At 65.0% G+C, this 19184-nt stretch carries 14 protein-coding genes; 11 read left to right on the forward strand and 3 right to left on the reverse strand.

The genetic code is table 11. The features are described 5' to 3' along the window. Positions 1-39: 39 nt before the first annotated feature. From M2335_RS14150 to M2335_RS14175, 6 genes are all read left to right on the forward strand, one after another. Positions 40-540: a Rid family hydrolase gene (locus M2335_RS14150; protein WP_264578208.1), complete on the forward strand. Its 501-nt coding sequence runs from the start codon at positions 40-42 to the stop codon at positions 538-540. Positions 541-613: 73 nt separating this feature from the next. Beyond that, positions 614-2203: a flavin monoamine oxidase family protein gene (locus tag M2335_RS14155; RefSeq protein WP_264595094.1), complete on the forward strand. Its 1590-nt coding sequence runs from the start codon at positions 614-616 to the stop codon at positions 2201-2203. 4 nt (positions 2204-2207) lie between these two features. Beyond that, positions 2208-2645: a c-type cytochrome gene (locus tag M2335_RS14160; RefSeq protein WP_264576522.1), complete on the forward strand. Its 438-nt coding sequence runs from the start codon at positions 2208-2210 to the stop codon at positions 2643-2645. A gap of 38 nt (positions 2646-2683) precedes the next feature. Continuing rightward, complete coding sequence (locus M2335_RS14165; RefSeq protein WP_264595095.1) at positions 2684-4273, forward strand: flavin monoamine oxidase family protein; 1590 nt, start codon at positions 2684-2686, stop codon at positions 4271-4273. A 38-nt stretch (positions 4274-4311) separates the two neighbouring features. After that, positions 4312-5457, forward strand: coding sequence for an efflux RND transporter periplasmic adaptor subunit (locus tag M2335_RS14170; protein ID WP_264595096.1), 1146 nt, complete (start codon positions 4312-4314; stop codon positions 5455-5457). After that, positions 5454-8576: an efflux RND transporter permease subunit gene (locus M2335_RS14175; RefSeq protein WP_264595097.1), complete on the forward strand. Its 3123-nt coding sequence runs from the start codon at positions 5454-5456 to the stop codon at positions 8574-8576. The genes M2335_RS14170 and M2335_RS14175 overlap by 4 nt, the downstream gene beginning before the upstream one ends. A 112-nt stretch (positions 8577-8688) precedes the next feature. On the opposite strand, the gene M2335_RS14180 is transcribed toward M2335_RS14175, so the two are convergent. Together M2335_RS14180 and M2335_RS14185 are read right to left on the reverse strand one after the other, a co-directional pair. Beyond that, positions 8689-8997, reverse strand: a complete 309-nt coding sequence (locus tag M2335_RS14180) for a UrcA family protein (RefSeq protein ID WP_264572066.1) — start codon at positions 8995-8997, stop codon at positions 8689-8691. A 19-nt stretch (positions 8998-9016) separates the two neighbouring features. Further along, the gene (locus tag M2335_RS14185) at positions 9017-9388 is read right to left on the reverse strand and encodes a hypothetical protein (protein ID WP_264586596.1); all 372 of its coding nucleotides are present in this window, start codon (positions 9386-9388) and stop codon (positions 9017-9019) included. 395 nt (positions 9389-9783) lie between these two features. Here M2335_RS14185 and M2335_RS14190 point away from each other — a divergent pair, with 395 nt between their 5' ends. The 4 genes from M2335_RS14190 to gltB all read left to right on the forward strand — a co-directional run bounded on the left by M2335_RS14190 (position 9784) and on the right by gltB (position 17797). Next, the gene (locus M2335_RS14190) at positions 9784-10743 is read left to right on the forward strand and encodes a complex I NDUFA9 subunit family protein (RefSeq protein WP_264595098.1); all 960 of its coding nucleotides are present in this window, start codon (positions 9784-9786) and stop codon (positions 10741-10743) included. An 84-nt stretch (positions 10744-10827) separates the two neighbouring features. Further along, a complete protein-coding gene (locus tag M2335_RS14195) occupies positions 10828-11631 on the forward strand; it encodes an undecaprenyl-diphosphate phosphatase (RefSeq protein WP_264595099.1) in 804 nt (267 codons plus the stop codon). 161 nt (positions 11632-11792) lie between these two features. Then, positions 11793-13238, forward strand: coding sequence for an NAD(P)-dependent oxidoreductase (locus M2335_RS14200; RefSeq protein WP_264578202.1), 1446 nt, complete (start codon positions 11793-11795; stop codon positions 13236-13238). A 41-nt stretch (positions 13239-13279) separates the two neighbouring features. Then, a complete protein-coding gene (gltB, locus tag M2335_RS14205) occupies positions 13280-17797 on the forward strand; it encodes a glutamate synthase large subunit (protein WP_264595100.1) in 4518 nt (1505 codons plus the stop codon). Positions 17798-17887: 90 nt separating this feature from the next. Here the strand turns inward: gltB and M2335_RS14210 are convergent, their stop codons facing one another. Then, on the reverse strand, positions 17888-18364 hold the full coding sequence (locus M2335_RS14210) for a hypothetical protein (protein ID WP_264595101.1): 477 nt from the start codon (positions 18362-18364) through the stop codon (positions 17888-17890). 144 nt (positions 18365-18508) lie between these two features. Between M2335_RS14210 and M2335_RS14215 the strand changes: the two genes are divergently transcribed. Beyond that, positions 18509-19180: a glutathione S-transferase family protein gene (locus tag M2335_RS14215; protein ID WP_181558743.1), complete on the forward strand. Its 672-nt coding sequence runs from the start codon at positions 18509-18511 to the stop codon at positions 19178-19180. The last annotated feature ends 4 nt before the right edge of the window (positions 19181-19184 follow it).

A 19184-nucleotide genomic window follows, 5' to 3' on the forward strand; every position in this document is an offset into this window, starting at 1 on the left:
GACGAGCCACTTTACATCAACAGTATCTGGACGAGGAGAATGACATTGAAGAAGACCGGCATCACCGCCGCCATGTTGTCAGGAGCGCTGCTTGCAGCGCTCCCCTCGGCCGCCGGCGCGCAGACCGTCGAGCGCACCTATGGCGCGCCGAACTCCCCCATCGCCTCGCTGGCCTTCGTGCCGGCGGGCGCGAACATGATGTTCGTCTCCGGCACCACACCCTCGCCGGTCGATCCGGCCAAGCCGGAAGAATTGGGCGATACCAAAGCGCAGACGCTCAGCATCCTCACCAAGATGAAGGCATCGCTGGAAGCCAAGGGCTTTTCCATGGGCGACATCGTCAAGATGACGGTGTTCCTGGTCGGCACCCCGGAGACGGGGGGCCGCATGGACTCAGCCGGGATGAATGAGGTGTTCCGCACCTTCTTCGGCACGGCGGAACAACCCAACAAGCCCACCCGCTCGACAATCCAGGTCGCCGCGCTGGGCCGCCCGACCATGTATGTGGAGATCGAGGCCATCGCGGCGAAAATGCCGTGAGGGTCGAGGGAGGCGCATCGGGGGATCGCGCCTCCCTTTTCCACCGGGCACCGGCATCAAAGGACAAGCAAGGATGACGACATCACTGCGGCCGACCCGGCGGGATATGCTGGCGATGATCGGCAAGGTCGGCGGCACGGTCGCGCTCTATCAGGCGATGACAGCGCTGGGCCATGCGGCGGAATCGCAATTCACCGGCCCGCCCCAGCTCACCGGCGCGCCCAAGGGCAAGAAGGTGCTGATCCTCGGCGCCGGCCTTGCGGGTCTCGTTGCTGCCTATGAGTTGCAGCGCGCGGGCTATGCCGTCGAAATACTCGAATATCAGGATCGCCCCGGCGGCCGGAATTACTCGGTGCGTGGTGGCGACAAGGTCGTGGAAGTCGGCGGCGTCTCGCAGACCTGCGCCTTCCAGCCCGGCAATTACCTCAATCCCGGCCCGTGGCGCATTCCGCACCATCACCGCTCGCTCCTGCACTATTGCAAGACGCTGGGCGTGGCGATGGAGCCGTTCATCCAGCTCGATCACAATGCGTTCGTCCACAACAGCAAGGCGTTCGGCGGGAAGCCGCAGCGCTACAAGGAGCTTGCGGTCGATTTCAAAGGCCATGTCTCCGACCTGCTCGGCAAGGCGCTCAATGCGGGCGCGCTGAATGAGGCGGTGACCAAGGAAGATCAGGAAAAGCTGCTCGAATCCCTGCGCGACTTTGGCCTGCTCGATGGCGACCTCAATTTCACCAGCAGCCTGCGCGTCTCCGGACAGCGCGGCTATGATCGCGCGCCCGGCGGCGGCGTCAACGGCGCGCCCACACCCTCGAAGATCAACAGCCTGTCCGACGTGCTCTCGTCCGACATCTGGGCGCATATGAGCTTCTTCTTCAACAATGTGATGCAGACGACCATGTTCCAGCCCAAGGGCGGCATGGACATGATCGGCAAGGCCTTCGCCCGCGCTGTCGGCCCGGTGGTCCAGCTCAACACCAAGGTCACCCGCATCACGCAGGACGACAAGGGCGTCACCGCTTATTGGCAGGATATTCCCAGCGGCAAGACCGGCCAGAGCAGCGCCGACTGGTGCGTGAACACCATCCCCCTCCCCGTGCTCAGCCAGCTCGACATGCAGGTCGGTGCGCCACTCAAGGCCGCGATGCGCGCCGTGCCCTATAGCGGGCAGGTGAAGATCGGTCTGGAGATGCGCCGCCGCTTCTGGGAAGAAGACGACGCCATCTATGGCGGCCACAGCTTCACCGATCAGATCATCGGGTTGATCTCCTACCCCAATGACAGGATGTTCGGCAACGGCCCAGCCGTGCTGCTCGGCGCCTTCGCCCGCGATGCCGGCGGGTTCCAGCTTGCCGGCATGACGCCCGCCCAGCGCATCGAGATGGCACTGGCGCAGGGCTCGGTGTTCCACCCGGCCGCCTATCGCAAGGAGTTCATGAACGGCACGTCGGTGGCCTGGAGCCGCCTGCCCTGGATCCTGGGCTGCACCTCGCGCTGGTCGGACGACGCCCGCGCCGCGCATTACCAGAACCTTGTCGCGATGGATGGCCGCATCGTCCTCGCGGGCGAACATGCCTCTTATTACGGCGGCTGGATGGAGGGTTCGCTCCTCTCCGCGCTCGACGCCATCACCCGTATCCACCAGCGCGCCACCGGAGCCTGACGCCATGACCCTCAAAACCGCCGCCGCGCTCGCTCTGGCGGGCGCTCTCCTCGCCGCCACGGTGGCTGTCCGCGCGCAGGATGCGCCAGGCGGCGGGCCGACCAGCGTGGACATCTCCAATGAGGGCAAGGAGGTCTATGAGATGATCTGCCAGGCCTGCCACATGGCGGATGGCAAGGGCGGGGCCGGCGCCGGCGCGGCGATCCCGGCCATCGCGGGCAACGCCAACCTGGCGGACAAGGACTTCATCGCCACGATCCTGGTCAAGGGGCGCGGCGGCATGCCCTGGTTCACGGACATGCTCACGCCCGAGCAGATGGCCGCCGTCGCGACCTACGCGCGCAGCCACTTCAATAACTATCCCGATCCCGTCACGGCCGCCGACGTCAAGCGCGTCATCGCCGCGAACGGATCGTCGACGCGCGATTGCAGCACGTGCTGAGCCGTGGGGACGGCCCGGCACTTTTGGGGGACATGAGCATGACCGAATTTACGGCTCCGACACGGCGTGACCTGCTGGCGATGATTGGCAAGGCGGGCGGCGCCATGGCCATGTATCAGGCCATGACCGCCTTTGGCCATGCCGCCGAAACCCAGTTCACCGGCCCGCCCAAGCTCTCCGGCGCGCCCAAGGGAGCCAAGGTGCTGGTGCTCGGCGCAGGCCTTGCCGGCATGCTCGCGGCCTATGAGCTGCGCAAGGCCGGCTATGCCGTGCAGATCCTCGAATATCAAAACCGGCCCGGCGGGCGGAACTACTCGATCCGCGGTGGCGACAAGGTGGTCGAGGTCGGCGGCACGACGCAGACCTGCGAATTCCAGCCGGGCAATTACCTCAACCCCGGCCCGTGGCGCATCCCGCACCATCATCGCACCCTGCTCCATTACACCAAGGCCTTCGGTGTCGAGCTGGAGCCGTTCATCCAGCTCAATCACAATGCCTGGGTCCACAACAGCAAGGCGTTCGGCGGCAAGCCCCAGCGCTACAAGGAGCTGGCCGTTGATTATAAGGGCCATGTCTCCGAGCTGCTCGGCAAGGCGCTGAATGCCGGCGCGCTCGATCAGAAGGTCACCAAGGAGGACAAGGAGAAGCTGGTCGAGGCCTTGCGGGAATGGGGTCTGCTCGATGGCGACCTGAATTACACCAGCGGCCTGCGTACCTCTGGCCAGCGCGGCTATGATCGCGCGCCCGGCGGCGGCGTCAACGGCGCGCCGACGCCTTCCAAGATCAACGATCTGGGCGATGTGCTGGATTCCGGCGTGTGGCAGCAGATGAGCTTCTTCTTCACCAATGTGATGCAGACGACGATGTTCCAGCCCAAGGGCGGCATGGACACGATCGGCAAGGGCTTTGCCAAGCAGGTCGGCGACCTGATCACCTACAATGCCAAGGTGACGAAGATCGCGCAGGGCGAGAAAGGCGTCACCGTCTCCTGGCAGGACCTGACCTCCAGCGCGATGCATGAGGCGAAGGCAGATTATTGCGTCTGCACAATTCCGCTGGGCGTGCTCAACCAGCTCGAGCTGCAGGCGAGCGCTCCCCTCAAGGCCGCCATCGCCGCCGTGCCCTACTCCAACTCGGTGAAGATGGGCCTGGAGATGCGCAGCCGCTTCTGGGAGGAGAAGGACGCGATCTATGGTGGCCACAGCTTCACCGACCAGCAGATTTCGCTGATCTCTTACCCGAACTTCGACTTCTTCGCGGACAAGCCGGCGGTGCTGCTCGGGGCCTTTGCAGGCGGCGCCGGCGGCTATGCGCTGGCCGGCATGACGCCGCAGCAGCGCATCGAAACCGCGCTGGCGCAAGGATCGGTGTTCCACCCGGAAGACTATCGCAAGCAGTTTATGAACGGAGTCTCCTTCGCCTGGAGCCGCACGCCGTGGATCATGGGATGCTGCGCCACCTGGTCGGAGGCGGCGCGCGCGCAGCACTACCAGAATCTGGTCGCCATGGATGGCCGCATCGTCCTCGCGGGCGAGCATGCGTCTTATTATGGCTGCTGGATGGAGGGCGCTCTGCTCTCCTCGCTGGATGCCATTGAGCGACTGCACAAAAAAGCAGTGGCTGGCTGATCGAAACTGGGGCAAAGTAGACAAAATCTACTATCGATATGGATGACGCCGTGGACCTTCTAAACCGGCTGCCGGGCGCCGCCGGGCATCCTCTCTCCTCGTGGCGGCAGGGCACCCTGCTGATCGGGCTCGCGCTTCTCGCGGCATGCGGCAAGGGCGAAACCGAGCAGAAGCGGCAGCCGCCCCTGGTATCGGCGACAAAACCTGCCACCCACGTCTTCCGGGACGAGATTCAGGCCGTCGGCACCGCGCGCGCCAATGAGCAGGTGACGCTTGCCGCCAATGTGACCGAGCGGATCGAGCGGCTGATGTTCGATGATGGCATGTTCGTCCGGTCCGGCCAGTTGCTGGCGGTGCTTTCCAACGCGCAGGAGCAGGCAGCATTGGCCGGCGCCCGGGCAAGCGCCACCGAGGCCGCCTCGCAGCTCGACCGCGTCAACAGCCTGTATGAGCAGGGCTTCGCCACGCGCGCCCTGCTCGATCAGCAGCGCGCCGCCCTGAGCGAGGCCCGGGCCAGTCAGGATGGCATCAAGGCCCAGCTTGGCGACCGGCTGATCCGCGCGCCTTTCTCGGGCTATCTTTCGCTCCGCACCATCTCCGAGGGCGCCATCGTCAACAGCGGCACGCCACTGGTGACGATCAGCGACCTGTCGCGCATCAAGCTGGATTTCACCGTGCCGGAAACGCAGCTCGGTGCCTTGCGCATCGGCCAGCCGATCCGGGCCTCCTCCTCGGCCTATCCCGATGATGTGCTGCAGGGCACGATCAGCACCATCGATCCGGTCATCGATCCGGCAAGCCGCGCCGTCATGGTCCGTGCGACGCTCCCCAATCCCGGCGCGCGGATCAAGCCCGGCATGTTGCTGACCGTCCGCATCGAGACCGGACAGCGCACCGCGCTCGCCGTGCCCGAGACTGCGGTGCTGAGCCAGGGTGACCGGCGCTATGTCTACACACTCGACAAGGACCGCAAGGCCAAGCGGATGGACGTGCGCACCGGGCTGCGAGACAATGGGCTGATGGAAGTGAGCGGCCTGCCGCAGGATGCGCTGGTCGTCTCCGAAGGCGTGGTGAAGGTCGCGGAAGGCCGGCCCGTGCGTCTGGCCGAAGTCGAAAGCAGCAATAGCGCGCAGACTGAAGAGATCGCGCCCAAGGGCACCGCCACGCCGGAAGCGCGGCCATGATCCTTTCGGATATTTCGGTGCGGCGGCCAGTGGTCGCCGCCGTGATGTCCCTCCTGCTCGCGATCATCGGCTTCGTCGGCTTCATGAACCTGTCCGTGCGCGAATATCCGGACACCGACCCGCCCATCGTCTCGGTCGAAACGCGCTATACCGGCGCCAATGCCAGCGTGATCGAGAACCGCATCACCCAGCCGCTGGAGCAGCGGCTTGCTGGCATCGAGGGGATCGAGACGATCAGCTCGACCTCGCGCGACGGCACCTCCAGCATCGTGATCGAATTCCGCGCCGGACGCGATGTCGATGCGGCCGCCAACGATGTGCGCGACCGGGTCGCCGGCGGAGCGGCGGACCGTCCGGACGACGCCCTGCCGCCGGAAGTGCGCAAGGTCGATTCCGATTCCCAGCCGATCATCTTCTTTGCCGTGATGGCGCCGGGCTGGGACCGCACCAAGCTCGGCGATTTCGTCTCGCGGGTCGTGGTTGACCGACTCTCGACCATCGATGGCGTGGCGCAGATCGTCGAACTTGGCATGGCCAAGCCCGCCATGCGCGTGTGGCTCAATGCCGATCGGCTGGCGGCCTTTCGGCTGACCCCCGGCGATGTCGAGGCCGCGCTGCGCCGGCAGAATGTCGAGCTGCCCGCCGGGCGGATCGAGGCGGAGGCGCAAAACCTATCGCTCCGCGTCCAGCGCGACTTCACGACCCCGCAGGACTTTGCCCAGCTTGTCATCGGACGGGGCAGCGATGGCTATCAGGTGCGCCTGGGCGATGTCGCGCGCATCGAGGAAGGGCCGGAAAATCCCTATTCCATCTTCCGCTACAACGGCGAAACAGGCGTTGGCCTCGGCATCGTTCGCCAGTCAGGCGCCAACACGCTGGCGGTGGCGCAAGCCGCCAAGGCGGCTGTTGCGGATCTGAGCAAGAACCTGCCCGAGGGCGTCGAGATCCGCATGGGTGGCGACAGCACCATGTTCATCGACGAGGCCATTCGCGGCGTGTGGCACACCATCTTCGAGGCGGCGCTGCTCGTCACCATCGTGGTATTCTTCTTCCTCGGCAGCCTCCGCGCGACATTGGTGCCGATGATCACCGTGCCGATCTGCCTGCTGACGACCTTCGGCGTGCTGTGGCTGGCCGGCTATTCGATCAACCTGCTCACCTTGCTGGCGCTGGTGCTGGCAATCGGCCTTGTGGTCGATGACGCCATCGTCGTCCTCGAGAATGTCTATCATCGTATTGAGGAAGGCGAAGACCCGCTCTTTGCCGCCTTTTACGGCGCGCGGCAGGTCGGCTTTGCCGTCGTCGCCTCCACCATGGTGGTATGCGCCGTGTTCGTGCCGGTGATGTTCCTCTCCGGCCAGGCCGGCTCGCTGTTCCGCGAACTGGCGGTGGCGATGATCGCCGCGGTCGGCGTCTCGGGCTTCCTCGCCCTCACGCTGACGCCGATGATGTGCTCCAAGCTGCTCAAGGGCAGCCAGCGCGGCCGCCTGACGGCCAAGATCGACCGGTTGATGGAGCGGACGGAAAACGGCTATCGCAACGCGCTCGGCTCGGTGCTCCGCCGCCCCCTGCCGGTGATCGTCGCGTCCGTACTGCTGATCGCCGGCAGCGCGGTGCTGTTCCGCAGCCTGGATTCCGAACTCGCCCCGGCGGAAGACACCGGCGTGATCCAGCTCCGCCTCAACAGCCCGGAAGGGACGGGCTTTGCGCAGGCCGACAAATATCTGCACCAGGCCGAAACGCTGGTCCTGCCCATGGTCGCCGAGGATGGCCCGGTGCGCGGGATGAATGCGCGCATCGGCGGTTTCGGCGGCGGCACCGACGATTTCAACAGCAGCAGCCTCTCGGTGTTCATGAAGCATTGGGACGAGCGCAAGGAAAGCTCGCAGAGCGTCGCGCAGGAGGTCAACAAGCGGCTGGCAGGCCTGCCATCCGTGCGCGGCAACGCCACCGTCACCAACCGCCTTTCGCGCGGCGGCCAGCCGATCAGCTTCGTGATTGCCGGCACCAGCTATGAGGATCTGGCCGTCGCGCGGGACCGCATATTGGATGCGGCGCGCGACAACCCCGGCATCGTCAATCTCGATGCCGACTATGTCGAGAACAAGCCGCAACTGCTGATCGAGATCGATCATCAGCGGGCCGGTGACCTCGGCATTTCCGTCAATGACATCAGCCAGGCGCTGCAGACGATGATGGGGTCGCGCCGCACGTCGACCTATGTGCGCGACGGCGAGGAATATTATGTCGTCCTGCAGGCGGAATCCTTCAATCGCGACGATGAGGCATCGCTGGCGAAAGTCTATGTCCGCGCCGCCGGCGGCGCACTGGTTCCGCTCTCCAACCTGCTGATCGTCAAGCAGGCGGCGACGGCACGCGAGCTGGGCCGCTTCAACAAGATGCGCGCCATTACGCTCAGTGGCGGCCTGGCCGAGGGCTATTCTCTCGGGCGCGCACTCGACTTTCTCAATGAGCAGGCGCGCCAGTCGCCGGAAGTGACCGCCGTGGGCTATAAGGGTGAGAGCCGCAGCTTCATGCAGACCGGCACCTCGATCTGGATCGCGTTCGGCTTTACCGTGGTGGTGATCTACCTGCTGCTCTCCGCCCAGTTCGAAAGCTTCGTCCACCCGCTGGTGATCATTTCCGCTGTGCCGCTGGGCGCCGCGGGCGGCATTATTGGCTTGGCGGTGACGGGGACCAGCATCAACCTGTTTAGTCAGATCGGCATGATCATGCTGGTCGGCCTCGCGGTGAAGAACGGCATTCTGATCGTCGAATATGCCAACCAGTTGCGCGACGAAGGCCGGGATTTTCTGGTGGCGATCAGCGACGCGTCCGTCCGCCGCCTCCGCCCGATCCTGATGACCTCCATCGCCACGGTCGCAGGCGCCATTCCGCTGGCAATCGGCGGGGGTGCCGGCGCGCATGCCCGCTCGTCCATCGGCTGGGTGATCGTGTTCGGCGTCAGCATCGCGACGGCCATCACCCTATTCGTAGTGCCTTTGCTCTACAGCCGCTTTGCGCGGGGCACATCCTCGCCCCAGACCGTCACCCGCCGCCTGCGTGCGCTGATGGGCAAGAACGGGAAGCCCGATGGAACGGCCCAGCCGGCGGAATGATCCGGCCCCGCTAACCGGCCACGCCAGCCAGCTGGGCGACGCCCCAAACGCAAACGGCGCGCCACTCGATGACCGAGGGCGCGCCGCTCAACGACGATGAGATCGTGATGGATCAGTCCATGGTCGCCATGCGCGCATTGCTGTTGGACAGCTGCGCGATGCGGGTCTCGCTGACCTGCTTCATCGACTTGCGGCACTTGAAGTCCGGCGCCAGATCGGCATTCACGCGGTTGCCCGGGTTGCAGGCAGCGGCGATTTCACGAGCGACGCGACCGCGAAACTGGTCGACGCTCTCGGCGTCGGCGAAGTTCACGCCGTCCGTGGAGACGCGCACTTCGACATTTTCACGGGGCTTGGCGAATCCGGCGCTCGAACCGACGAGCAGACCAGCCGCGACGAGGGCGGCGGCAACGATTTTCATGTCTGTTACTCCTGCAAACTCAATTTTTCTTTTCGGTAACTCTTGATGAAGTCAGGCTCGTGACGCTCACAAGGAGCGGTCCTGAACCTGTCCAGCGTTCTTGAGTGCGCTTGCCGTCCAGATAGGTCTGCGGGCGTTCACGGACAAGGCAAAATCGTCGCTGCGCCGCAGAAATCAGCCATTTTTCGATGCTGCAAGGCAGGAAAGCCATGCGCCCCTTGCAATGTCGCAGTACGCCAGGAGACAAGTTTTCGCTTGGTGCTCCGCTCGCGGAAGTCGCGCCAGCGGCGTTGTTCGATGGATTGCGCAAAATCGCGGCCACGTTCCAACCACGCGCGGTGCGATCATCCGCCGTCAAGTCAAATTTCGGAATATTGTGGCTTACGTTCAAAAGTTTACGCCCGTAATCGACCGATAGTTGGATCACCCTGCAAAGTCGGTCGCGTCGCCTTGACCCTAGCCGTGCCCACCGGCAGTCTCGACGATCCCAGCCTAGACTATACAGCGCACAGCCGAGATCACCGGCGCGTTGTGCATTTATGTGCAACTTATTCTTACGCTGCATGGGCGAAATAAGCCGGCGAAATTATTTTTGCGGGCCACGCCATATTCGACCCCATATGGCGTCGTTCGCCCGGATGATGCGCTCGTCGCTCGCGATTTGCGCCGCCGTCTGTCGAGTCGCGCATCCACCCGGTTGTTTTGGATGGCGGCCTGATGCAAGGGAGAGGAGAACCGCAAACGCGGACAGACAGGCCCTCGGGGCAAGGACGACGGAACAGAGTCATGATAGCGACGGACAAGCCGATTGTGTTGTTTGGGGGTGGTGGTTTCGTCGGCCGCCACGTGGCGCAGGAGCTGCTGGCGAAGGGCTATCGCCTACGCATCGCCCAGCGCGATCCGCGCCAGGCCTTTGCGCTGCGCACGCTGGGCGGCATGGGCCAGATCCAGTTCGCGGCCGTGGACATCACCCGCGCCGATCAGGTCACTGCAGCCCTCACGGGCGCATCCGCCGCAGTCAACTTCGTCGGCCTGCTGACCGGCGATATGCACGCCGCGCATGTGGTGGGCGCACAGACCATATCCGAGGCTGCGGCGGCGGCGCGCCTTGAGGCGCTGGTTCACGTCTCCGCCATTGGCGCGGACGCCGCCAGTGCGTCTGCCTATGGGCGGACCAAGGCCGAGGGTGAGGCGGCAGTGCGCAGCGCCTTCCCGCGCGCGACCATCGTGCGGCCCTCGATCCTGTTCGGGCAGGACGACCAGTTCACCAACCGCTTTGCCCGCCTGATCGCCTCGGGATCGACCCTGCCCGGCCAGATCGTCCCGGTGATCCGTGGCGAGACGCGCTTTCAGCCGGTGCACGTGGTCGATGTCGCCCGCGCCATCGCGCAGGCCGCGACTCAGCCCGAGGATCATGCTGGTCAGACCTATGAGCTGGGCGGCCCGGACACGCTCTCCCTGCGCCAGATCAACAACTGGATCGCGGCCGAGATCGGTCGCCCGTGCAGCTTCCTGCCCATCCCCGACGGTGTGGCCAAGGCACTGGCCATGCTGACCGGCTGGGCACCGGGCGCGCCGATCACGCGTGACCAGTTCGAGATGCTGCTGAGCGACAATGTCGTTGCGCCGGGCGCGGCGGGCTTCGAGCGGTTCGGCATCACCCCAGCCCCGATGGCGGCGATTGCGCCGGCATGGCTGGAGCAATATCGCAAGCAGGGGCGGTTCGGCGTCACGGCACGGGCCTGACGATCCGCTGCGGGCGCCCACGCTTGCAGCGCTCCCCGGCCCGCCAGCGCCAGACACCCGCCTCGATTCAAGGATTGCGCCCGCATGGATAGCAACGTTTTCACCGCCATTCTGCTGGGCATATTGGAAGGGCTGACCGAGTTTCTGCCCGTCTCCTCGACAGGCCACCTCATTCTGGCGAGCGAATTGCTGGGCTTTACCGGCGAATCGTCCGTGACGTTCAAGATCGCCATCCAGTTCGGTGCCATTCTCGCTGTGATGGCTGTCTACTGGCAGCGCTTCTGGGGCGTGGGCACGGGCCTGCTGAAGGGCCGGCCGGACGATATCGCCTTCACGCGCAACGTGTTCCTTGGCTTTGCGCCGGCGCTGGTCATCGGCGTTCTCGCCTATGAAGCGGTGCGCGCCGCTATCCAGACCCCGATGATCGTGGCGGTCGCCCTCATCATCGGCGGCATTCTGATGCTGGTGCTGGAGCGGATGGTGAAGACCGTGCGGGTCAAGTCCGTAGAAACCATGCCGTTTACCACCGCGCTTGGCATCGGCCTGGTGCAGTGCATCGCGATGATCCCGGGTGTAAGCCGGTCCGGCGCGACCATTTTGGGGGCGCTGACCATGGGCGTCGACCGCAAGACGGCGGCCGAATACAGCTTCTTCCTGGCCGTACCCACCATGCTTGCAGCGACGGTCTATGCGCTTTGGAAGGATCGCGCGCTGCTCAACGCCGACGATCTGGGGATGATCGCCATCGGTTTCGGCATGGCATTCATCACTGCGCTGTTCGTCGTGAAGGGCTTTGTCGCCGTCGTGACCCGCTACGGTTTCAAGCCTTTTGCCTGGTACCGAATCATAGCCGGGTCGATTGCGCTGATCGCCCTTTTGATGCGGTAGGACCGGATCGGACCTATAAGGGGTTTAGATAGCCTGCCCAAACCCTAAAAAATGGCCGCGCGCCACATTATAGGTCAGCAACACTGACCTTAATGTGGAGAAACGCGTGACTTCCGCGATTGTCGTCCCTATGTGCGGCGCCGAAAGGAAGGACCCCGCCCATGGCCGAGAATCCGATGCTCAAATTCGTCATTCGCCCGCAATCCTATCCGGAGAAGCGGTCCGCGAACGAACGCGCGCATGACTTCCATGAGATTTCGGACGGGTTCGAAACGCCCAAGGCCGAGGATCAGGCCGCGCGCTGCTCGCAGTGCGGCGTGCCCTATTGCTCGGTCCACTGCCCGCTGCACAACCACATCCCGGACTGGCTGCGCCTGACCGCGGAAGGTCGGCTGCGCGAGGCGTATGAGCTCTCCAACATGACCTCCACCATGCCCGAGATCTGCGGCCGCATCTGCCCGCAAGACCGGCTGTGCGAGGGCAACTGCGTCATCGAGTTTTCCGGCCATGGCGCCGTCACCATCGGCTCGGTGGAGAAGTTCATCACCGATACCGCCTGGGAAGAAGGCTGGGTCGAGCCGGTGCAGGTCGGCAAGGCAACCGGCTTCTCGGTCGGCATCATCGGCGCTGGCCCCGGTGGCCTCACCACGGCGGAATATCTGCGCGCGGCGGGGCATGAGGTGCATGTCTACGATCGTCACGATCGCGCCGGCGGCCTGCTGACCTATGGCATCCCCGGCTTCAAGCTGGAGAAAGAGGTCGTCATGCGCCGCGTCAAGCGGCTGGAGGATGCCGGCATCCAGTTCCACATGGGCTTCGAGGTCGGCAAGGACGCCTCGCTGGCCGAGCTGCGCGAGCGGCATGACGCGATCCTGATCGCAACCGGCGTCTACAAGGCGCGCGACATCAAGGCGCCCGGCGTCGGGACCACCGGCGTGGTCAAGGCGCTCGATTTCCTCACCGCCTCCAACAAGGCCGGCTTTGGCGATCATGTCCCCGCGCATGAGGATGGCTCGCTGCTCGCCACCGGCAAGGATGTCGTGGTGATCGGCGGCGGCGATACTGCCATGGACTGCGTGCGCACCTCCATCCGCCAGGGCGCCAAGTCGGTGCGCTGCCTCTACCGCCGCGATCGGGAGAACATGCCCGGCTCGCAGCGCGAAGTGCAGAATGCCGAGGAGGAAGGCGTCGAGTTCGTCTGGCTCTCCGCACCTGTCGCCTTCGAAGGCACGGAGAAGGTCACCGGCGTCAAGATGACGCGCATGCGCCTCGGCCAGCCGGACGCTTCCGGCCGCCGCGCGCCGGAGCCGGAGCCGGGCAGCGAGACCAGCATCCCGGCGGATCTCGTCATCAAGGCGCTGGGCTATGACCCAGAGGATCTGCCGGTGCTGTTCGGCGAGCCCGGCCTCGCCGTCACCCGCTGGGGCACGCTGCGTGTCGACCATCGCAACATGATGACCAGCGTCGATGGCGTGTTCGCCGCCGGCGACATCGTGCGCGGCGCCAGCCTCGTCGTCTGGGCCATCCGCGATGGCCGCGACGTCGCCGACCATATGCACAGCTATCTGCGTGCGCGGACGCCCAAGAAGCAGGCGGTCGCCGCATGACCGAGATCAATCGCAACTCCGCAGTTGAAAGAACAACCACCATGGTTCCTGAAACCGAACGCGACCGGATCGCCCGTGAGGGCATGTATCGCCCTGAATTCGAGGGGGACGCCTGTGGTGTCGGCCTCGTCGCGGCGACGGATGGCAAGGCCTCGCGCCGTGTGGTCGAGAGCGCCATCGATGCGCTCAAGGCCGTGTGGCACCGCGGTGCTGTCGATGCCGATGGCAAGACCGGCGACGGTGCCGGCATCCATGTCGATCTGCCGGTGCGCTTCTTCGACGATGCCATTTCCGCCTCCGGCCACAAGCCGCTGCCCAACCGCCTTGCCGTCGGCATGATCTTCCTGCCGCGCACGGACCTGGGGGCGCAGGAGACCTGCCGCACGCTGGTCGAGGCCGAGATCATCCAGGCGGGCTACCGCATCTACGGCTGGCGGCAGGTGCCGGTCGATGTCTCCGTCATCGGTGAGAAGGCCCAGCGCACCCGCCCCGAGATCGAGCAGATCCTCATCTCCGGCCCGATGCCCGAGGAGCAGGACGTCGCCGAGTTCGAGCGCGATCTCTATCTCGTGCGTCGCCGCATCGAGAAGAAGGTGATCGAGGCGCAGATCAACGATTTCTACGTCTGCTCACTCTCCTGCCAGTCGATCATCTACAAGGGCCTGTTCCTCGCGGAATCGCTCTCGGTCTTCTATCCGGACCTGACCGACGAGCGCTTCGAGAGCCGCGTGGCGATCTTCCACCAGCGCTACTCGACCAACACCTTCCCGCAGTGGTGGCTTGCCCAGCCCTTCCGGTCGCTGGCCCATAATGGCGAGATCAACACGATCCGCGGCAACAAGAACTGGATGAAGAGCCACGAGATCAAGATGGCGGCGCTGGCCTTTGGCGAGCAGTCCGGCGACATCAAGCCGGTGATCCCGGCGGGTGCGTCCGACACCGCCGCGCTCGACGCCGTGTTCGAGACGCTGTGCCGCGCCGGCCGTGATGCGCCGACCGCGAAGATCATGCTCGTGCCCGAGGCATGGCAGCACAATGACGATGTGCCGCAGGCCCACCAGAACATGTACAACTATCTCGCCTCCGTGATGGAGCCGTGGGATGGCCCGGCCGCGCTCGCCATGACCGATGGCCGCTGGGCCGTGGCCGGCATGGACCGCAATGCTCTGCGTCCGCTGCGCTACACACTCACCTCCGACAATCTGCTGATCGTCGGCTCGGAGACGGGCATGGTCGTGGTGCCGGAGACCACCGTGGTCAAGAAGGGTCGCCTCGGCCCCGGCCAGATGATCGCCGTCGATCTCGATGCCGGTCAGGTCTATGACGACCGCGCCATCAAGGACCGGATTGCCGGCGAGCGTCCCTATGCGGATTATGTGAAGGGCTTCCGCACGGCGGACGACCTCCCCGCCGCTGCCAATGACGCGCGCCCGCAGTGGGACCGCGCCGAGCTGGCACGCCGTCAGGTCGCCGCCAACCTCACCATGGAGGACATGGAGCTGATCCTCAGCCCCATGGCCGAGGATGGCAAGGAAGCGGTCGGCTCGATGGGCGATGATGCGCCACTCGCGGTGATCACCGAGAAGCCGCGCACGATCAGCCACTTCTTCCGCCAGAACTTCAGCCAGGTGACCAACCCGCCCATCGATTCGCTGCGTGAGCGGCATGTGATGAGCCTGAAGACGCGCTATTCGAACCTCGCCAATATTCTGGAGGAAGACCGCCAGAACAGCGAGGTAATGATCCTCGAATCGCCAGTGTTGCTGTGCGACGACTGGTCGCGGCTGAAGCGCTATTTCGGCAAGACGGTGGCGGAGATCGACTGCACCTTCCCGGCCGATGGCCCGCCGGATGCCCTGCGCGCGGCCATCAACCGCATCCGCGACGAGGCGGAAATCGCCGTGCGCGCTGGCCAGACCGAGCTGTTCCTCTCCGATGAAGCCATCGGGCCGGACCGCGTCGGCATCGCCATGATCCTCGCGGCGGCGGCGGTTCACACCCACCTCGTCCGCAAGGGCCTGCGCTCCTACGCGTCGATCAACGTGCGCACCGCCGAATGTCTGGACACGCATTATTTCGCGGTCCTCATCGGCGTGGGCGCCACGGCGGTGAACGCCTATCTTGCCGAAGCCTGCATCGCCGACCGCCACGCGCGCGGCCTGCTGGGCGACCGCAGCCTGGAGGCGTGCCTGGAGAACTTCCGCACGGCGATCAACGAGGGCCTGCTCAAGATCATGAGCAAGATGGGCATCGCGGTGATCTCCAGCTATCGCGGCGGTTACAACTTCGAGGCGGTGGGTCTTTCGCGCGCCATCGTGAACGATCTGTTCCCGAACATGCCCTCGAAGATCTCCGGTGAAGGCTATGCCTCGCTGCAGTATAACGCGCTCGTCCGCCATGAGGCGGCGTTCAGCAAGGCCGTCGCCACGCTGCCGATCGGCGGTTTTTACCGTCACCGGGCGGGCGGCGATGCCCATGCCTATTCGGCGCAGCTCATGCACCTGCTGCAAACCTCGGTGAACACGGACAGCTACTCGACCTACCTGCAATTCTCGCGGGGCGTCTCGGAGCTGCCGCCGGTTTATCTGCGCGATCTGCTGGAGTTCAACTATCCCGATCAGGCGGTGCCGATCGACGAGGTCGAGGCGATCACCGAGATCCGCAAGCGCTTCGTCACCCCCGGCATGTCGCTGGGCGCGCTCTCACCCGAGGCGCATGAGACGCTGGCCATCGCCATGAACCGAATCGGCGCCAAGGCCGTCTCCGGCGAGGGCGGCGAGGATCGCTCGCGCTTCCAGCCCTATGAGAATGGCGACAACGCCAATTCGAGCATCAAGCAGATCGCCTCCGGTCGCTTTGGCGTTCACGCCGAATATCTGGGCGCCTGCGAAGAGATCGAGATCAAGGTCGCGCAGGGCGCCAAGCCCGGCGAAGGCGGCCAGTTGCCCGGCTTCAAGGTGACCGAGTTCATCGCCAAGCTGCGCCACTCGACGCCCGGCGTGACGCTGATCTCGCCGCCGCCGCATCACGACATCTACTCGATCGAGGATCTGGCTCAGCTCATCTATGACCTCAAGCAGATCAACCCCCGCGCACGGGTCTGCGTGAAGCTGGTGAGCCAGGCGGGCATCGGCACGGTCGCGGCGGGTGTCGCCAAGGCGCATGCCGACGTCATCCTCGTCTCCGGCAATGTCGGCGGCACCGGTGCTTCGCCGCAGACCAGCATCAAGTTCGCTGGGCTGCCGTGGGAAATGGGCCTGGCTGAGACCAATCAGGTGCTCACCCTCAACGGCCTGCGCCACAAGGTGAAGCTGCGCACGGACGGCGGCCTCAAGACCGGCCGCGACATCGTGATCGCGGCGATCCTGGGCGCCGAGGAATTCGGCATCGGGACGCTCAGCCTCGTCGCCATGGGCTGCATCATGGTCCGCCAGTGCCACTCGAACACCTGCCCGGTGGGCGTGTGCGTGCAGGACGAGCGCCTGCGCGCCAAGTTCACCGGCACGCCGGAGAAGGTCATCAACCTGATGACCTTCATCGCCGAGGAAGTGCGCGAGATCCTGGCGCGTCTGGGCTATCGCAGCCTGGATGAGGTGATCGGCCGTACAGAACTGCTCAAGCAGGTCAGCCGTGGCGCCGAGCATCTGGACGATCTGGACCTCAACCCGATCCTCGCGAAGGTGGATGCGGACGACGACAAGCGCCGCTTCAACCTGCCGACCTGGCGCAACGAAGTGCCGGACAGCTTGGATGCGCAGATGATCGCGGATGCGCAGGCGGTGTTCGAGCGTGGCGAGAAGATGCAGCTCACCTACACGGTGCGCAACACGCACCGCGCCGTGGGCACGCGCTTCTCGGCGCTGATCACCAAGAAGTTCGGCATGTCCACCCTGCAGGATGGGCACGTCCATGTCCGTCTGCGCGGCACGGCCGGCCAGTCGCTGGGCGCCTTCCTGTGCAAGGGCATCACGCTGGAAGTGTTCGGCGATGCCAACGACTATGTCGGCAAGGGCCTCTCGGGCGGCATCATTGCCGTGCGGCCGATGGTCTCCAGCCCGCTGGCGAGCCAGGAGAACACGATCATCGGCAACACGGTGCTCTATGGCTCCACCGCCGGCAAGCTGTTCGCAGCCGGTCAGGCCGGCGAGCGCTTCGCGGTCCGCAACTCCGGCGCGCAGGTCGTCGTCGAGGGCTGCGGCGCCAATGGCTGCGAATATATGACCGGCGGCACTGCCGTGATCCTCGGCAAGGTCGGCGCCAATTTCGGCGCGGGCATGACCGGCGGTATGGCCTTCATCTATGATGAGAGCCGCACCTTCCCGGCCCATGCCAATGCCGAGAGCATCGTCTGGCAGCGGCTGGACAGCGCCCATTGGGAAAGCGTGCTCAAGGATCTGGTCGAAGAGCATGTCGCGCGCACGGACAGCGACTGGGCCAAGTCCATCCTGCACAGCTGGGAGCGCAACCGCGATCACTTCTGGCAGGTCTGCCCGAAGGAAATGCTCAGCCGCCTCAAGCAGCCGCTGTCCGACAAGCAAGAGGTTGTCGCGGCGGAATGAAGACAAGACCCCCGGTGGTGACGCCGGGGGTTTTTTCTTGGCGCAGGGCGACTGAGAAGCGCGGCGACGCGCCTCAGCGGTGGGTTCCAATCATTCCTGCAGAAGCGGCGCGGCGATGACAGGCGCGGCGGCCAGACGCGCGGCGACCTTCGCCGGAGCCGGCTCCTGCACGCGCAAGGGCGCTGAGGGCGGCGAGACAGAAACGCGGTCCGCCGGGGCTGGTCGCGTCGGCTCCTGCAAGTCGACCGCCTCATAAGGCGGCAGCGGCGCATAGTCCGCGGGCATCGGTTCCAGATAATCCCGGTGGCGGTTCAGGCCCGCATCGCATCCTTCACAATGGTAGCTGGACGGCCCGTCACGCATCGCTGCGCTTGCATAGGCGCGATCCTCGAAGGACGAGGACGTTTCCTCGGCGCCGGCCTCGCTCCAATACGCAGCCAGTTCGTCTGCACCGGTAGGGCGGCCTGCTCCATTTGCCGTGACGAAATTGCCGAGCACCACGCCGCCGGTTCCGCCCGCCAACAAGACGGCGCCGATAAACCCCCATGTGCGTGCGCTGGTGTTCATGGTGCTGTCCCTTATCTGATCTCGCCTTCTCGGGCACTCTGCCGTGGGGGATGCTGTCTCTGGAACAAGTCCCCTCGCCGCCATTGGTTCCAGCAGCGCAAGTTTCAGCTATGATCGGCCTCGCTGGCGATTTAAGAGCCGCGCATGTGGCATCTCTATCAGTTTCCGCTCTGTCCCTTCTCGCGCAAGGTCCGCTTTCTCATGGCGGAAAAGGGCATCGTGTACGAAACGGTGCGCGAATCGCCCTGGGAAGGTCGGGATGAATTCCTCGATCTGAACCCTGCAGGCACCACGCCGGTGATCGTGGCCGATGACGGCCATGCGACGCTGGCGGACAGTCAGGCGATCTGCGAATATTTCGAGGAGACGGTGGACAAATTTCCGCTGATCGCGGGCTCCGCGCTGGATCGGGCGGAGGTTCGCCGCCTCGTCGCCTGGCTGGACCAGATCGTCTATCGCGATGTCGTGGCGCCGCTGCTCAACGAGCGGATGATCAAGCGGGTCGTCTCCCGCACCTCACCCGATGCCGGGGCGCTGCGCGAGGCAATGCGCCGCGCCAACACGCATATGGATTATCTCGATTATCTGCTCGACCATCGCAGCTGGCTGGCCGGCGGAACGATGAGTCTGGCGGACATCGCCGCCGCCGCGCATATCTCCGTCGCGGATTATCTCGGCGGCATCGACTGGGAAGGCCATGGCCAGACCAAGCGCTGGTATGCCGGCATCAAGTCACGCCCCTCCTTCCGCCCGCTGCTCGCCGAGCGGATGGAGATCGTGACGCCGCCTAAATATTACGATCAGCCGGATTTCTGAGCGC

The sequence above is a fragment of the Sphingobium sp. B12D2B genome, assembly GCF_025961775.1.
Lineage (GTDB): Bacteria > Pseudomonadota > Alphaproteobacteria > Sphingomonadales > Sphingomonadaceae > Sphingobium.

Bases quoted from the DNA above. Each gene is read 5' to 3' on its own strand.
- M2335_RS14150 (WP_264578208.1), top strand. From the start codon at position 40: ATGACATTGAAGAAGACCGGCATCACCGCCGCCATGTTGTCAGGAGCG.
- M2335_RS14155 (WP_264595094.1), top strand. From the start codon at position 614: ATGACGACATCACTGCGGCCGACCCGGCGGGATATGCTGGCGATGATC.
- M2335_RS14160 (WP_264576522.1), top strand. From the start codon at position 2,208: ATGACCCTCAAAACCGCCGCCGCGCTCGCTCTGGCGGGCGCTCTCCTC.
- M2335_RS14165 (WP_264595095.1), top strand. From the start codon at position 2,684: ATGACCGAATTTACGGCTCCGACACGGCGTGACCTGCTGGCGATGATT.
- M2335_RS14170 (WP_264595096.1), top strand. From the start codon at position 4,312: ATGGATGACGCCGTGGACCTTCTAAACCGGCTGCCGGGCGCCGCCGGG.
- M2335_RS14175 (WP_264595097.1), top strand. From the start codon at position 5,454: ATGATCCTTTCGGATATTTCGGTGCGGCGGCCAGTGGTCGCCGCCGTG.
- M2335_RS14180 (WP_264572066.1), bottom strand. From the start codon at position 8,997: ATGAAAATCGTTGCCGCCGCCCTCGTCGCGGCTGGTCTGCTCGTCGGT.
- M2335_RS14190 (WP_264595098.1), top strand. From the start codon at position 9,784: ATGATAGCGACGGACAAGCCGATTGTGTTGTTTGGGGGTGGTGGTTTC.
- M2335_RS14195 (WP_264595099.1), top strand. From the start codon at position 10,828: ATGGATAGCAACGTTTTCACCGCCATTCTGCTGGGCATATTGGAAGGG.
- M2335_RS14200 (WP_264578202.1), top strand. From the start codon at position 11,793: ATGGCCGAGAATCCGATGCTCAAATTCGTCATTCGCCCGCAATCCTAT.
- gltB (WP_264595100.1), top strand. From the start codon at position 13,280: ATGGTTCCTGAAACCGAACGCGACCGGATCGCCCGTGAGGGCATGTAT.
- M2335_RS14210 (WP_264595101.1), bottom strand. From the start codon at position 18,364: ATGAACACCAGCGCACGCACATGGGGGTTTATCGGCGCCGTCTTGTTG.
- M2335_RS14215 (WP_181558743.1), top strand. From the start codon at position 18,509: ATGTGGCATCTCTATCAGTTTCCGCTCTGTCCCTTCTCGCGCAAGGTC.